Origin of the sequence: Streptomyces sp. NPDC004111, assembly GCF_042874215.1 — a bacterium.
Taxonomy (GTDB): domain Bacteria; phylum Actinomycetota; class Actinomycetes; order Streptomycetales; family Streptomycetaceae; genus Streptomyces.
Genome location: NZ_JBIAMU010000025.1, coordinates 109,866 through 124,296 on the forward strand (window position 1 = coordinate 109,866; position 14,431 = coordinate 124,296).

Here is a 14,431-nt window from a genome sequence, read left to right on the forward strand (position 1 = left end):
CAGTGCGGCGCGGTCCTTTTGGTGGGTGGGGGCGGCGCCCCGCCCGAGCCCCCCCCCGGGGGGGGGGGGGGCGCCGGGGCCCCCGGGGGGGGGGGGGGGGGGCCACCCCCCCCCCCCGCCCCTCCTCGACCGCGGGCCGCCCGGCCGCCGCACCAGGTCCGCCGCACCAGGTCCCGTGCCGTCAGGACCGGTGCGTCCGGGCAGGTACGTCCGCGCCGGTACGTCCGCGGGAGGCGGGCCCGCGCCCGACTACGCCCGGGACCTCGCCTTGAAGGCCGCCTTGCGGGCCTCCTTGGCCGCCTTCTTCTCCGGGTGCAGCCGGCCGACCGCCTCCAGCACCTCGGCGGTGGCGGGGTGTTCGACGCGCCACGCCTTGTCGAAGAACCCTTCGTGCTGTCCCGTCAGCCCGGCCACCAGCTCGTGCAGTTCGGGCGACTCGTCCGCGACGTCCAGCTGGGCCGCGATGGTGTCGATGGCCAGCCAGAAGACCATCTCCTCCGGCGGGGCGGGCACTTGGGCCCGGCCCTGCTCGACGAGCCAGACCCGGGCCAGACCGCCGAGTTCGGGATCGTCCAGGCGCTCGCGCACCGCGGGTTCGGCGGCCTCGCCCGCCAGCGACAGCGCCTGCTGGCAGCGCAGCCGGCGCAGCGGCCCGCCGTCGTCGGCGCCGCGCGCCGCGTCCAGCAGCTCCCGGGCCGCCCGGTCCGTCTCGCGCCGGGCGAGCCACTGCTCGATCTCGGCGCGCACCGCCAGCTCGGGAAAGAGGCCGACCGCGTCCAGCAGGACGTCGGCGCCCTTGTCCGCGAGGTCGCCGACCGCCGGGGCGTCCACCCCGGCCTCCAGCATCCGGGCCCGCACTCCGTACAGTCCGAGCGGGGTCAGCCGGACCATGCCGTACCGTGCGACGTCCTCCTCGTCGAGCCGGCCGTCCGACGGCACGGGCTCCTCGCCCTCCTCCGCCATCAGTGCCTCGTCCACCGGCGTGTACTCCACGAGCCCGACCGGCTCCAGCACCCGGAACTGGTCGTCGAGCCGCATCATCGCGTCGGAGACCTGCTCCAGTACGTCGTCGGTGGGCTCGCCCATGTCGTCGGGGACGATCATCGAGGCGGCCAGCGCGGGCAGCGGGACCGGCCCCTCGCCCGCGCCGCCGTCGGCCACGGTCAGCAGGTACAGGTTGCCGAGCACGCCCTCCAGGAAGTCCGCCTCCTGCTGCGGGTCCCAGTCCAGCGCGTCGAAGTCCAGCTCGCCGTCGTCGCCGAGCAGTGCGCCGAGGTCGTCGAGCACCGGTGCGGTGGCGTCGGCGAAGGCCGTCTCGAAGGCCTCCAGCCAGAGCGCGAGGATGTCCTGCGGGCTGCCGCCGGCCAGCAGCGCGAGGGCCTCGCCGGGGGCGGCCGTCCCCAGCGCCCCCTCCGCCTCCGGGTCCTCGGGGTCGGTGATGTCGACGAGGCCGGTGTCGACCGCGGTGCGCCAGGCCTCGCTGGCGTACGCCGCCGCGTCCTCGTCGTCCTCGACGCCGTCGGCCAGGCCCAGGCCCAACTCGGCTGCCGCTGCCGGGAGTTGCTCCTCGACGAGTTCGCCGCCCGCCCCGACCCGGGTGTCCGGCGAGGCCCAGCGGGCGAGCTTCACGGCCCGCGCAAACAGCGGTGCGGCCAGCGCGTCCCGCGCCAGCTCCGCGTCCGAGTGCAGCCGCACCGGCGGCAGGGTGGGGCGGTCTTCGGGCATCTGGGGGTTCTCCTCGGACGAAACGTTGAGATGTGAACTGACGAAAAGAGGGGGGTTCGAGCGGCACCCAGCGTAGACGCATTTGCACCGGTCCCATGGGGTTCATGTACCCGTCAGGTTTCGTGCACCGGGGGATCACCCGCCGAACCTTGACAACACCCGTACGCACGCAAGAGATTGACGCGCGTAGAAACCTGTCCCCCTCCGTTCTGCCCTCACCCTCGGAGTACCCGATGACGTCCCGCCGTTCCCTGCCGAGAAGCACCGCGGTCGCCACCCTCCTCACCACCGCTCTCGCCGCGGGCCTGCTCTCCGGCGCCACCAGCGCCGCCGCGGGCGACACCGACGCCGCGCCCACCGTCCGTATCCACGACATCCAGGGCACCACCCGGATATCCCCGCTGGCCGGCCAGCAGGTCACCGACGTCGAGGGCATCGTCACGGGAGTGCGCACCTACGGCTCCAAGGGCTTCTGGTTCCAGGACGCGAAGGGCGACGGCAACCCCGCCACCAGCGAGGGGATCTTCGTCTTCACCTCGGCCGCCCCGACCGTGGCGGTCGGCGACGCCGTGAAGGTCTCCGGCACGGTCACCGAGTACGTCCCCGGCGGCGCGGCCTCCGGCAACCAGTCCCTCACCCAGCTCTCGAAGCCCGCCGTCACGGTGCTCTCCTCGGGCAACGCGGTCCCGGCCCCGGTCGTCATCGACTCCCGTACGGTGCCCTCGCGTTACGCCCCCGAGGGCGACCCGGCGGCCGGCAACAGTATCAACGGCCTGACCCTGAACCCGCGCCGCTACGCCCTCGACCTCTACGAGTCCCTCGAAGGCACCAACGTCCGCATCGGCACCTCCCGGGTGGTCGGCGCGACCGACGCGCACGCCGAGCTGTGGGTGACGGTCAAGCCGCACGAGAACGACAACCGCCGCGGCGGCACCGTCTACGGCGGCTACGACGCCCAGAACACCGGCCGCATCCAGATCCAGCAGCTGGCCCCGCTCGCCCAGCAGCCCTTCCCGAAGGCGAACGTCGGCGACGTGCTCTCGGGGACGACCGAGGGCCCGCTCGACTTCAACCAGTACGGCGGCTACACCCTCACCGCCCGCACCCTCGGCAAGGTCGTGGACCGCGGCCTGCGGCGCGAGCAGACCCGCAAGCAGGCGAAGAACGAACTGGCCGTGGCCACGTACAACGTGGAGAACCTCGACCCGACCGACCCGCAGGAGAAGTTCGACGCGCTCGCGAAGGCGGTCGTCGCCAACCTCTCCTCGCCCGACATCATCGCCCTGGAGGAGATCCAGGACGACAACGGCGCGAAGAACGACGGCACCGTGAGCAGCGCGGCAACGGTCAAGAAATTCACGGACGCGATCGTCGCGGCGGGCGGCCCCGGCTACGCCTCGACGTCCATCGACCCGCAGAACAACAAGGACGGCGGCGAGCCCGGCGGCAACATCCGCCAGGTCTTCCTCTACAACCCGGCCCGGGTCTCCTTCACCCACCGGCCGGGCGGCGACGCGACGACCGCGACGGGTGTCGTACGGGAGAAGGGCCGCGCGGCCCTGACCCTGTCCCCCGGCCGGGTCGACCCGGCGAACGCGGCCTGGACGGACAGCCGCAAGCCGCTGGCCGCCGAGTTCTCCTTCCGCGGCGAGCCGGTGATCGTCGTCGCCAACCACTTCGGCTCCAAGGGCGGCGACGAGGCCCTGACCTCGCACCACCAGCCGCCGGTCCGCTCCTCGGAGACCAAGCGCCTGCTCCAGGCGCAGACGGTCAACACCTTCGTGAAGGACGTGCTGAAGGCCGACCGGCGGGCGAACGTCCTGGTCCTCGGCGACATCAACGATTTCGAGTTCTCGGCGACGACGAAGGCCCTGACGGCGGGCGGCGCGCTGAACGCCGCCGTCAAGTCGCTGCCGCGCCCGGAGCGCTACTCCTACGTCTACCAGGGCAACACCCAGGTCCTGGACCAGATCCTGACCAGCCCGTCGATCCGCGGCTTCGCCTACGACAGCGTGCACATCAACGCCGAGTTCGCGGACCAGAACAGCGACCACGACCCGCAGGTGCTGCGCTTCCGGCCGTAGCCCGTCCCGCCCGCGGCGGCGGCTCCCCGGGCAGCCGGCGACGGGCTGCCGTGCGGGGCCGCTACGCGTCCGCGCTCAGGCTGAGCGCGGGCGCGTAGCGCGTCGTCCGGCTGCCCGTCAGCCCGGGGAAGGTGTGCACGCGCTCCCACGCCGGGGACGGCACGCCGTCCCCGGGGGCGTCGAGCATGGCGCGGTGGGCGGCGGCGTCGGTCCACTCGGCGAAGTTCAGGACGCGGGTGCCGTCCAGGCCGACGTGGAAGTGCGCGGAGAGCGACCCCGCCTCGGCCCCCGCACCGTCCGCTTCTCCCGCACCATCCGCTTCTCGCGCACCGTCCGACTTGCTCGGCCCGTCCGCCTTGCTCGGTTCGTCCCCGGACGCGTCGAACACCGCGTCCACCCAGGTCCGCAGCCGCGCCGGATCCACCCCCTCGAAGTCGGCCTCGATCACCGCGACGCAGCCCGGCAGCCGGTCGTCGCCCTCGGTCACCCGGCTGCGGTACAGCGCGTACGACGCGAGGCCCAGTCGCCGCACCCCGGGCACGGCGGCGTCGATCTCCGCGTTGCGCTCGTCGCGCCCCCGGCGGAAGAAGGCCTGATACGTCTCCTCGTCGGCCCACTGGCTGTAGTGCAGCAGCGTCCGGCCGTCCTCACCGGTGTACACGCTGTACGACAGCGGCCCCTCGGCCGGCCACTCCCGCGAGAGCCACGCCTTCCCGATCGCCTCCACGGCCGCCCGCTGCCCGTCCGGCGAACCCACGTCCCAGGTGCTGACCTTGACGAGGCCGACTCCCGGACGGAGCAGGTCGGTACGGCTGTGGGCCACGGTCGCGGTCATTCCGGTCTCCTCGCTCGGGCGCCCGGATCCGTTCCGTGCGCTGCTTCGGAAACCATGATCGAACCTCAACCGCGCCTGAGGTCAAGCGTTTCCATCCACCCCCGGACGGGCCCCGACAGGGCCCGGCGTCTCCCCCGGCAGAACCCGGAACCTCCGCCGCCAGGCCGGAACCCGGCCCTCCGTCACCGGGGCGGGGCGCTCGCCCACGGCGTGACGTCGAAGGCGTCCACCATGCGCACGTCCCCCTCCAGCGGGAAGCCGCGCGGATGGTGCCCGGGGCCGGCCGCGATCTCCAGCGCCTGGGCCTTCTCGACCCCGTCGTAGGGCCGCCAGTCGAGCCGGGAGTACGCGACACCGCCCGGCGGCAGCGTCAGTTCGGCGTCCGCCTTCTTGCCCTCCTCGCGGACGTTCACCTCGATGTCGACGGCCGTGCCGTCGGCGGCGTACGCCTTGACGGAGGGGCGGCCGGAGATCTTCTGGGGCTTCCGGTCGCAGTTGGTGAGGGTGAGGACGGCGATCCGGTGGCTCAGGGCCGCCTGGATCTCGCCCATGTCCACCCGCAGTCCGGCGGGGCAGTCCTGCGGGGCGGGCGGGCTGTAGCCGCCGGACGCGGGGGCGGTGGGGCGGGCGAGACCGCCGGAGGCGGGGGCGCCGCCCGCGGCGGCCGACGGCGAGGGCGACGCGCTGCTCTGCTCCGGGCGCGGTTCCCCTTCGCCCGCGGGCACCAGGAACCCGTCGCAGCCGGTCAGCACCGCCCCGCACAGCAGCACGACCGCCACCGCCCGTATCCGTACACCCATCGCGCGCCCCTCGCCCTCCGCCGCGCGGTGCTCCCGCGCCTGCTCTGCCGGGATCATGCCAGAGAGCCGGGGCCGCACCGCCGCCGCTCCCTCCACACTTAACCCCTGCTGACCATTTCACCGTAGGAGATCTAAGTGGACCTTCACGGTCGCGGCGGCCGACACTGCACCCATGACGCTCCCCGCCCCCGCGGCACCCTTCGGACGCGCCCTCTGCGCGATGATCACTCCGTTCTCCCCGGCCGGTGACGCGCTCGATCTGCCCGGCGCCCAGAAGCTGGCCGCCGGACTGCTCTCCGGCGGCTGCGACGGACTCGTCCTGAACGGCACCACCGGTGAGTCCCCGACCACCACCGACGCGGAGAAGACGGCGCTGGTGCGGGCCGTCCGGGAGGCGGTCGGCCCCGGAACACCGCTCGTCGCGGGTGTCGGCAGCGCCGACACGGCGCACACGGTCGAACTGGCCCTGGCCGCCGAACGGGCGGGCGCCGACGGTCTGCTGGTGGTCGCGCCGTACTACAGCAGGCCGCCCCAGGCCGCGCTGGAGGCGCACTTCCGGCGGGTCGCGGACGCGGTCTCCGTCCCCGTCATGCTGTACGACATCCCGGTCCGCACGGGGGTGCGCATCGAGCCCGAGACCATGCTGCGGCTCTCCGAGCACCCCCGGATCGCGGCCGTCAAGGACTGTGCGTACGACCTGCTCGGCAGCGCCGGGGTGCTCGCCCGCACCGGGCTCGCCTACTACGCGGGCAGCGAGGAACTCATCCTTCCGCTGCGCACCGCGGGCGGCACCGGCTACGTCAGCACGGTGGCGAACGCGGCCCCGGGCGAACTGCGCGCCGCCCTGGACGCGTACGACCGGGGCGAGGTCGCCGAGGCCACCCGGCAGTACCGCCGGACGCTCCCGCTGGTGGAGCTGATGATGGCGGCCGGCCTGCCCGGCACGGTCACCGCCAAGGCGCTCCTCAACGCCCTGGGCATGCCCGCGGGCCCGGTCCGCGAGCCGCTGCAGCCCGCCGCGGCGGCGGTCACCGAAGCCCTGCTGACCGCCCACCACGACCTCACGGCTCAGGGCTGACCGGCCCCCTCCGGAGCCTCGGGTGCCTCCGGGGCCTCGGGTGCCTCGGCGCCCTCGACGAGGTACGTCCGCCCGAGGATGGTCGCGTGCTCCAGCACGTCCTCCAGCGGGTCGTCGATCTGTCCCGTGCTGAGCAGCGAGACGCGCGGTGCGTTGTGCGAGCCGGTGTGGGTCTCGTCGGCGTACGCGGCCGGCGCGGACAGCACGACGGCGAGCGCGGCCCCCGCCCCGAGGGCGGCGAGCAGACGGATCAGTTTGTGCGCTTCATTCATGATCCGCTTAACCACTCGTACGGCCCAAAGGACACGCCCCGCCCGGGACGCGCCCGCCCGGCCGGCCGCCCCCGACAGCCCGGCGGGCGGGCGCGGAACCCCCTGGTCCCGTCACCCGCCCGCCGTCCGCGCCCGGCCACTCAGTTGTGGCTGTGCAGCACCTCGTTCAGGCCGCCCCAGACCGCGTTGTTCGGGCGGGCCTCGACGGTGCCGGTGACCGAGTTGCGGCGGAAGAGGATGTTCGAGGCGCCGGAGAGCTCGCGGGCCTTGACGATCTGGCCGTCGGGCATCGTGACGCGGGTGCCCGCGGTGACGTACAGGCCCGCCTCGACGACGCACTCGTCGCCCAGCGCGATGCCCACGCCGGCCTCCGCGCCGACCAGGCAGCGCTCGCCGATGACGATGCGGACGTTGCCGCCGCCGGACAGGGTGCCCATGGTGGACGCGCCGCCGCCGATGTCGGAGCCGTCGCCGACCACGACACCGGCCGAGATGCGGCCCTCGACCATGGAGGTGCCGAGCGTGCCGGCGTTGAAGTTGACGAAGCCCTCGTGCATGACGGTGGTGCCGGCCGCGAGGTGCGCGCCGAGGCGGACGCGGTCGGCGTCGGCGATGCGCACGCCCTTGGGCGCGACGTAGTCGGTCATGCGCGGGAACTTGTCGACCGAGGTGACCTGGAGGTGCAGGCCCTCGGCGCGCGCGTTGAGCCGCACCTCTTCGAGGCTGTCCACGGCGACCGGGCCGAGCGAGGTCCAGGCGACGTTGGCGAGCAGCCCGAAGAGGCCGTCGAGGTTCTGGCCGTGCGGCCGGACCAGGCGGTGCGAGAGCAGGTGCAGGCGCAGGTACGCGTCGTGGGCGTCCAGCGGCTTGTCGTCGAGGGAGGCGATGACCGTACGGACGGCGACGACCTCGACGCCGCGGCGGGCGTCGGGGCCCACCGCCTTGGGCGCGGCGGCGCCCAGCAGTTCGGTGGCGCGCTCGGCGGAGAGGCGCTCGGTGCCGGCCTCGCCGGGCTCTGCGACGAGCTCGGGGGCGGGGAACCAGGTGTCGAGGACGGTGCCGTCGGCGGCGATCGTGGCGAGTCCGGCGGCGACGGCGCCGGTGGTGCGAGTAGCAGTCGTATCGGTCATGACGGAAAACCTAACCGGCGGCGCCCCGCACGGGCGAACCGGTCTCGCCCAGCGGGCGTGCCCCGTCCGCCGCGGCCGACGGCGGCGGCCCGCTCCGCAGCCGCCCCGCCCCGATCACCACGAGTCCCGCGAGCACCGCCAGCCCCGTGCACAGCGGCCACAGCAGGTCCGGTGCCGCGGCGTACAGCGCCCCGCCCAGCGGCGGTGCCAGGACGACGCCGCTCACCGAGACGCCCGCGTACAGGCTCTGGAAACGGCCCTGCGCGTGGTCCGGCGCCTGGTCGGCGACGTATGCGGTGGCCGGGGTCTTGTAGAGGATCTCCCCGGCCGTCAGCAGCAGCATCATCGCGACGGCGAGCCCGATGCCCGCGCCGAACACCAGCAGCCCGTAGCCGAGTCCGACCAGGACCAGTCCGGTCCCGACGATCGTCAGCGGGACGAACCGGCGCAGGGCGGCGGTGGCGGGCAATTCCAGCAGCAGGATCACTCCGCCGTTGACGGCGAACAGCCAGCCGTAGACCTCGATGCCGAAGCCGTGGTCGCCGAGGAAGACGGGGAAGGTGGAGAAGAGCTGCCGGTAGACGAGGTCGGCGCAGAAGACCGCGACGAGGAGCACCACGACGGCGGGGCGGTCCCGCAGCTCGCGCCGGATGCTCCGCCCCTCGCCGCCGCTCCCCCGGCCGCCCGGGGCCCTGCCCGCGCCGCGCGAGGGCAGCACGCGTGCCGCGTAGGCCGCGAAGAGCAGAGTCCCGATGCCGTCGGCGACGAAGACGGTGGTGTACGAGAACTGGGCGGCGACCAGCGCCCCGAGCGGCGCGCCCACGGTGAATCCGGCGTTGCCCGCGGCCCGCATGACGGCGAAGCCCTGGCGGCGCGCCTCCTTGGGAACGGTCACGGCGACGAGGGCGGAGTTGCAGGCGCGCAGCGCGCCCTGTGCGTAGTTGCACAGGGGCAGGGCCGCGTACAGGGCCGCGACCGGGATCAGCGGGAGCAGCACCAGCATCGCCCCGGCCAGTACGGCGGCGCACAGCAGCGCCCGCCGGTGGCCGAACCGGTCGCCGAACCAGCCGCCGGTGAAGTTGCCGGTGATGAGCCCGAGGCCGCCGATGCCGCTGATCAGTCCCGCCTGGGTGAGCGGCAGTCCGCGCTCGTCCGTCAGGTAGAGGAAGAGGTAGACGAAGGTGAAGGCGACGGCGCTGTTGAAGAAGAGGCCCAGGGCCAGCATCCAGACGGCTCTCGGTATGTCCTTGAAGCTGCCCAACATCCCCACCCCGTCACTCAGTTCCTTTTCGGAACTGACTATGGCAGCATCGTCGTCGCAGGTCAACGACAGGGGGATCAAGATCATGAGTACCGCACCGACCGCCACGACGGCCGCGATGACCGCCGCCGAGACCGACCGGACGCTCGCGCTGCGCGGCACCCGCTTCCCGGACCTCCGCCTGCGCGACCACGGGGACGAGCCGCGCGACCCCGTCGCGCCGGGCACCCCGTACACCGTCCTGTACTTCTTTCCCGGCGCCTACGCCCGGCGCGAGTCGTATCCGCCGGGCTGGGCCGGGATTCCGGGCGCGACCGGCTGCACCCGTCAGTCCTGCGCGTACCGCGACCGGCTCGCCGAGTTCCGTGCCGCGGGGGCGACGGTGCGGGGCGTGTCGACCCAGTCGCCGCAGGAGCAGCGGGAGTTCGGGGCGAAGGAGCGGCTGCGCTTCCCGCTGCTCTCCGACGCGGACCTCGTCCTGGCCGGCGCGCTGGAGCTGCCGGTGTTCGAGGTCGCCGGGGTGCGGCGGCTGCGCCGGCTGACGATGGTCGTCGACCGGGACCGCACGGTCCGCGAGGTGATCCCCGCCTCCGGCGACGTCGAGGAGAGCGTACGGGCGGCCCTCGCGGTGGTCCTCAGTGCGCCCCGCCGAGATTGAGCAGCACCACCCCGCCGATGACCAGTGCGACGCCGGCCACCTTGACGGCGCTGGCGGACTCGCCGAGGAAGACCATCCCGATGCAGGCGACGGCGGCGGTGCCGACCCCCGCCCAGATCGCGTAGGCGGTGCCCACCGACATCGACTTGAGGGTCTGTGCGAGCAGGCCGAAGGCCAGCAGATAGCCGACGACGGTGATGAGCGAGGGCCAGAGCCTGCTGAATCCGTCGCTGTACTTCATGGCGGTGGTACCCGCCACCTCCGCCGCGATGGCCGCGGCAAGCAGAACGTAGGGCATGCGTCCGAGGGTACGCATGCCCTGCACACGTATCCGGCGGTCGTCAGCGCTGCTTCGGGGCGAACCCGGCGAGCCAGTTGCTGAAGGCCTCGACGCGCGGCCTGCGACGGGTGTTCTGGAAGGCCCGGATCAGCCACTCGCCGTCCGCGCCGCGCACCATGACGTACGTCTGCACGGAGCGCGCCCGCGCAGAGGGCCTGGTCCGCCGCCCCTTGAGGACGCCGCCGCGCGCGTGGACGAGTGCGACGTCCGGGGCGGGGAGGACCACGCTGTCGACGGCCGCCCACAGCCGGGACCCCTTCAGCACGCCCTCGAACAGCCCCCGGTGGCCCTCCTCGATCTCGTGGCGCCCGCGCATCCGGCCGCCGAAGAAGGTGACGTAGTCGGCGTCCTCGGTGAAGGTCGCGCCGTACGCGTCGGTGTCGGCCCAGGCGAGCCGGTTCTTCTCGAAGTGGGCGCGGACCTCGGCCTCGGCGGTGGCGAGGGTGGCGGTGTCCGTGGCGGTCGCGGTGCCTTCAGCGGTGGTGCTCGGCCGGGTGGTCATGGCTTCTCCCCTGGAAGTGGGCTAACGTTGCTTGCACACATGCAATATATGCAGCCGTGCAAGTTTCTGGCAAGCATCCTGCCCGCACGACGCCCCGCGAGGGACCCCCACGAGGAGGAGCCCATGTCCGACCCCGCCCGCGACCAGCTGTTCCGCGACCACGCGGCCACCTATCGCGCGTACTTCACCGCCATGACCCTCTGCGGCCAGACCGCCGCCGACGCCCTCGGCCAGAACCCCACCGACTTCCACGCCCTCAACGTCCTGGAGTTCTCGGGGCCGCTCACCACCGGCGCCCTGGCCGCCCGGATCGGTCTCTCGCAGAGCGCCACCACCCGGCTCGTCGACCGCCTGGAGCGCAACGGCTGGGCGCACCGCGCCCCGGACCCGGCCGACCGGCGGCGCGTCGTGGTCGAGGCGGTACCGCTCACCCCGCAGCAGCAGGAACGGACCCTCGGCCCGGTACGCCGCCGGCTGGCGGAGGTGCTCGACACCTTCGACACCGCCGAACTGGGCGTCCTGTACCGCTACTTCGAGGCGGCGGCCCCCGCACTGCGCGAGGCGGCGACCCGGACGCGGGAAGCAGCCCGGGAGACGGGGCGGGACGGGGCCGGGGAGACGGCACGGGACGCGGCCGGAGGTACGGCCGAGGAGAGCGGCCGGACGCGATAGCCGCCCGCCACGGGCGCCCGGACGCACCTCGGCAGGGCGCGGCCACCGGGAGCACCCGGTCGCGAGGGGCACATGGCCGCGAGGGGCACCCGGTCACGAGGGCCGCCCGGCCACGCGAGACCCTCGGCCACCGTGGGAGACACCCTGCCGCGAACGGCACACGATCACCGCCACGGCCACCCGGTCACGAGGAACACTCGGCCCCCCGGTCACGAGGGACCCTCGGCCACCGCGACAGACACCCGGCCCGAAGAACACCCGGTCACCGCAAGGGACACCGGCCACCGTGAGGATCACTCGCTCACCGTGAACGTCACCGCCCGCGACTTCTTCCACTCCGGGTGCTCCAGGTCCTTGGCCGCCACGCCGTCCCCGTACCAGTCGACGGTGCCGCAGTCCGCGATCAGCTGCACCCGCGCACCGGGCACGTCGAGGTCCGGTACGGACACCACGCACTCCCAGGCGCCCGGGTCACCCATGGGCAAATCCATCAGCCGGGCCGCGCCGTGTCCGGGCTGACCGTCCCAGGCGTACAGCGCGGCCGGCGCGGCCTCGTCGCCGCCTGACCAGGACCCGGCCACGATCAGGTACTGGTCGGCCGAGTTGCGCCGCAGGTCGCGGATGCTCAGCCCGTCCAGGTCGAGCAGCACCGGCTCGCCGAACCTGGCCCGGCCGCCCTCGTCCGCCCGCTCCGTCATCAGCTCGTCCATGTTCAGCACGGGGACCAGCAGTGCCTCGCCGCCCGCCTTGGCCGGGACCAGGGGCGCCCGGAAACCGAGGTACGCGATGCTCGTACTGCCGGGCGCGAACTCGATGCCCTCCGCGTTGAACCCGTCGATCCGCTTGGGTGCGCGGCCCCTGGCCGCCCCGGCGGCGAAGCCCAGCTCGCCGCCGCGCCCCTCGTCCCAGGAGATCAGGTCGGCGCGCAGATGCCGGTAGGCCCCCGCGTACTCCAGCACGGTGTCCCGGCCGCTGCCCCGCACCACGGTCGCGAAGAGCGTCGAGCGGTCCGCCCTGAGCCCGCCGTCCTTGCCGTTGGACATCGAGCCCATCCAGTACGCGATGTCCCCGGCACGCGCCACCCCCTCGATGTCGATCTCCTTGACGGTGCCGAGCCTCTTGGCGAAGTCCCAGGTCCGCACCGGTCCGCCGGAGTTCGCGCGCGCGTAGAGCCGCAGCAGGTTGGTCTCGTCCTCGGCGAGCACGAGGTGGCCGCCCCCGGCGTCGAAGGCGGCGGACGCGTCGCTGACCCCGGTGAAGTAGCGGGTGTCCCCGGCGCACCGGACGGGCCCGGAGGCGGCGAAGCCCAGGACCGCGGAGGCGGTGGCTCCGCCGCGCCCGGTGACCCGCAGCGTCAGGTCGCAGCTGCCGCGCCCCCGGGCCCGTACCGAGACCTCCCGCCGCTCGCCCCGGCCGCGCACCGTGACGTCCCCGGCCCCCGCGACCCGCGAGTCGGACGAGGCGACCGCGACCACGGACAACTCGGCGGGCGGGACGCCCTCCTGCGCGACGAAGACCAGGAGGGTCGGATCGCCGACGGCGCCGACCGCACCGGAGAGGCGGTCGGCGGAGAGGGTGAGCACCGGGGCAGCGGACGACGGAGTCATGGCAACGCCCTTCTTCGGCACGGCTGTTGGGCGACAACCTAGGACGAACCGGCCTTGATCAGAACACCCGGTACCCGCCCCGGCCCCCCGCCCGCGGCCACCGGCCCCGAGGGCCCCGCCGCTCGGCCGTTCCGTCAACCGTGCGAACCCGGCTACGGTGGACCGCCGATCATCCCCACCCCCGCCGGGCACACCCGCATCCCGCGCCCGCGCGAGGGGCACACCCCGCACGACCACCACGAACACCACGGAGCGCGCAGTGAGTCACTACTCGGGCGGACCCTACTCAAGCCCTCCGCCCGGACCGGGCGCCGCTCCGGGACAGGGCTGGGGCGGCGGCTGGGGTCCGCCCCCGGAGGCCCCGAAGCCCGGGGTGGTACCGCTGCGCCCGCTGGCCGTCGGCGACATACTGAGCGGCACCTTCGCCGCCTTCGGCCGCCACTGGAAACAGCTGATGGGCATAGCCGCGCTGGTGTACTGCCTGGCGCTGGTGGTCACCGGCGGTGCCGTGGCCCTCGCGGTCGACTCGCTCACCGACGAGTTCGACGTGATCGAGCAGTCGATCCGGGCCGGGGACCCGGAGCCGCCCTGGGAGGCGTTCCGCACCATCGGCTACACCTTCGGCGTGGTGGCCCTGGTCGGTCTGGTGTGCCTGCTGCTGGCCACCGCGATGACCCAGGCGGCCTCCCCCGCCGCGCTCCAGGAGGCGGTGCTCGGCCGCCGCACCACCTTCGGCGCGATCTGGAACCGTGCCGTCCGCAGGCTGCCCGCGGTGCTCGGGGTGCTGCTGGTCCCGTGGCTGGCCGTGTTCGTGGTGCTGGGCCTGCTCGTCACGGGTTACGCGGCCCTGATGTTCGGCCTGGTGGAGAGCGGCGGCAGCGACCTGGCCCTCACGCTGACCGGTGTGGGGCTGCTGGGAGCACTGCTCCTGGGGCCGCTGGCGATCTGGCTCTGGGTGCTGTTCTCGCTGGCCCCCGCCGTCGCGGTCTTCGAGACCGCGGGCCCGATGCGGGCGCTGCACCGCTCGGCCCAGCTGGTCAAGGGGGCGTGGTGGCGGATCTTCGGGATCACGCTGCTGGTGTGGGGCATGGCGACGGTCGCCAGCTGGTTCATCCAGGTGCCGTTCACCTTCCTGGGGATGTTCTCGATGCTCCCCGGCATGAACTTCGACCCGGGCAGCAACGCCGAGGCCGAGGCCCTCCAGTTCCTGGTCTCCCTGGGCGGCTACCTGCTGATCACCATGCTGGGCGGCTTCGTCAGCCAGATCGTGGTGACCTTCTTCCCCCAGCTCTCCACCGGCCTGCTCTACGTGGACCAGCGCATCCGCCGCGAGAACCTGGCCCCGGTCCTCGCCGAGGCGGCCCACCTGCCGCCCCCGCCGCAGCAGTACCCTCAAGCCCCCCAGCACTGACAAACGACCGTGCCCCCGGCGCTCACGAGGAGCGCCGGGGGCACGGTCGTACGCGG

The 14,431-nt window shown here is 73.7% G+C and carries 12 protein-coding genes and 2 pseudogenes; 5 read left to right on the forward strand and 9 right to left on the reverse strand.

Features of this window, described 5'->3' with window-relative positions; translation table 11 throughout:
- Positions 1 to 249: 249 nt before the first annotated feature.
- Positions 250 to 1,725, reverse strand: coding sequence for a hypothetical protein (locus ACFYVL_RS37635; protein WP_389253231.1), 1,476 nt, complete (start codon positions 1,723 to 1,725; stop codon positions 250 to 252).
- Between the two features lie 233 nt (positions 1,726 to 1,958).
- Here ACFYVL_RS37635 and ACFYVL_RS37640 point away from each other — a divergent pair, with 233 nt between their 5' ends.
- On the forward strand, positions 1,959 to 3,809 hold the full coding sequence (locus tag ACFYVL_RS37640; protein ID WP_389253233.1) for an endonuclease/exonuclease/phosphatase family protein: 1,851 nt from the start codon (positions 1,959 to 1,961) through the stop codon (positions 3,807 to 3,809).
- A 61-nt stretch (positions 3,810 to 3,870) separates the two neighbouring features.
- Here ACFYVL_RS37640 and ACFYVL_RS37645 read toward each other — a convergent pair whose 3' ends face one another.
- Both ACFYVL_RS37645 and ACFYVL_RS37650 read right to left on the reverse strand, forming a co-directional pair.
- Positions 3,871 to 4,644 carry an antibiotic biosynthesis monooxygenase gene (locus tag ACFYVL_RS37645; protein WP_389253235.1) on the reverse strand — a complete coding sequence of 258 codons (774 nt, stop codon included), beginning with the start codon at positions 4,642 to 4,644 and terminating at the stop codon, positions 3,871 to 3,873.
- Positions 4,645 to 4,826: 182 nt separating this feature from the next.
- The gene (locus ACFYVL_RS37650) at positions 4,827 to 5,501 is read right to left on the reverse strand and encodes a DUF4232 domain-containing protein (RefSeq protein WP_389253237.1); all 675 of its coding nucleotides are present in this window, start codon (positions 5,499 to 5,501) and stop codon (positions 4,827 to 4,829) included.
- 115 nt (positions 5,502 to 5,616) lie between these two features.
- On the opposite strand from ACFYVL_RS37650, the gene ACFYVL_RS37655 reads away from it, so the two are divergent.
- A complete protein-coding gene (locus ACFYVL_RS37655) occupies positions 5,617 to 6,522 on the forward strand; it encodes a 4-hydroxy-tetrahydrodipicolinate synthase family protein (protein ID WP_389253239.1) in 906 nt (301 codons plus the stop codon).
- Between the two features lie 53 nt (positions 6,523 to 6,575).
- Here the strand turns inward: ACFYVL_RS37655 and ACFYVL_RS37660 are convergent.
- The 3 genes and pseudogenes from ACFYVL_RS37660 to ACFYVL_RS37670 all read right to left on the reverse strand — a co-directional run.
- Positions 6,576 to 6,794 (reverse strand): annotated as a pseudogene (locus ACFYVL_RS37660) (hypothetical protein); the annotation flags it as partial.
- Positions 6,795 to 6,934: 140 nt separating this feature from the next.
- On the reverse strand, positions 6,935 to 7,924 hold the full coding sequence (dapD, locus tag ACFYVL_RS37665; protein WP_389253241.1) for a 2,3,4,5-tetrahydropyridine-2,6-dicarboxylate N-succinyltransferase: 990 nt from the start codon (positions 7,922 to 7,924) through the stop codon (positions 6,935 to 6,937).
- 10 nt (positions 7,925 to 7,934) lie between these two features.
- On the reverse strand, positions 7,935 to 9,272 hold the full coding sequence (locus ACFYVL_RS37670) for an MFS transporter (protein WP_389253243.1): 1,338 nt from the start codon (positions 9,270 to 9,272) through the stop codon (positions 7,935 to 7,937).
- Positions 9,273 to 9,324: 52 nt separating this feature from the next.
- Between ACFYVL_RS37670 and ACFYVL_RS37675 the strand changes: the two are divergent.
- Positions 9,325 to 9,843 (forward strand): annotated as a pseudogene (locus ACFYVL_RS37675) (peroxiredoxin); the annotation flags it as partial.
- On the opposite strand, the gene ACFYVL_RS37680 reads toward ACFYVL_RS37675, so the two are convergent.
- Both ACFYVL_RS37680 and ACFYVL_RS37685 read right to left on the reverse strand, forming a co-directional pair.
- Complete coding sequence (locus ACFYVL_RS37680; protein WP_389253245.1) at positions 9,821 to 10,141, reverse strand: DMT family transporter; 321 nt, start codon at positions 10,139 to 10,141, stop codon at positions 9,821 to 9,823. The pseudogene ACFYVL_RS37675 and the gene ACFYVL_RS37680 overlap by 23 nt on opposite strands.
- A gap of 43 nt (positions 10,142 to 10,184) precedes the next feature.
- Positions 10,185 to 10,685 carry an SgcJ/EcaC family oxidoreductase gene (locus ACFYVL_RS37685; RefSeq protein ID WP_389253247.1) on the reverse strand — a complete coding sequence of 167 codons (501 nt, stop codon included), beginning with the start codon at positions 10,683 to 10,685 and terminating at the stop codon, positions 10,185 to 10,187.
- Between the two features lie 123 nt (positions 10,686 to 10,808).
- Here ACFYVL_RS37685 and ACFYVL_RS37690 point away from each other — a divergent pair, with 123 nt between their 5' ends.
- Positions 10,809 to 11,357, forward strand: a complete 549-nt coding sequence (locus ACFYVL_RS37690; RefSeq protein WP_389253249.1) for a MarR family winged helix-turn-helix transcriptional regulator — start codon at positions 10,809 to 10,811, stop codon at positions 11,355 to 11,357.
- A 293-nt stretch (positions 11,358 to 11,650) separates the two neighbouring features.
- Here the strand turns inward: ACFYVL_RS37690 and ACFYVL_RS37695 are convergent, their stop codons facing one another.
- Positions 11,651 to 12,964 carry a DUF3616 domain-containing protein gene (locus tag ACFYVL_RS37695; protein WP_389253251.1) on the reverse strand — a complete coding sequence of 438 codons (1,314 nt, stop codon included), beginning with the start codon at positions 12,962 to 12,964 and terminating at the stop codon, positions 11,651 to 11,653.
- Positions 12,965 to 13,223: 259 nt separating this feature from the next.
- On the opposite strand from ACFYVL_RS37695, the gene ACFYVL_RS37700 reads away from it, so the two are divergent.
- Positions 13,224 to 14,375 (forward strand): hypothetical protein, encoded by a 1,152-nt coding sequence (locus tag ACFYVL_RS37700; RefSeq protein WP_389253253.1) that lies wholly within the window; start codon positions 13,224 to 13,226, stop codon positions 14,373 to 14,375.
- Positions 14,376 to 14,431 lie beyond the last annotated feature (56 nt).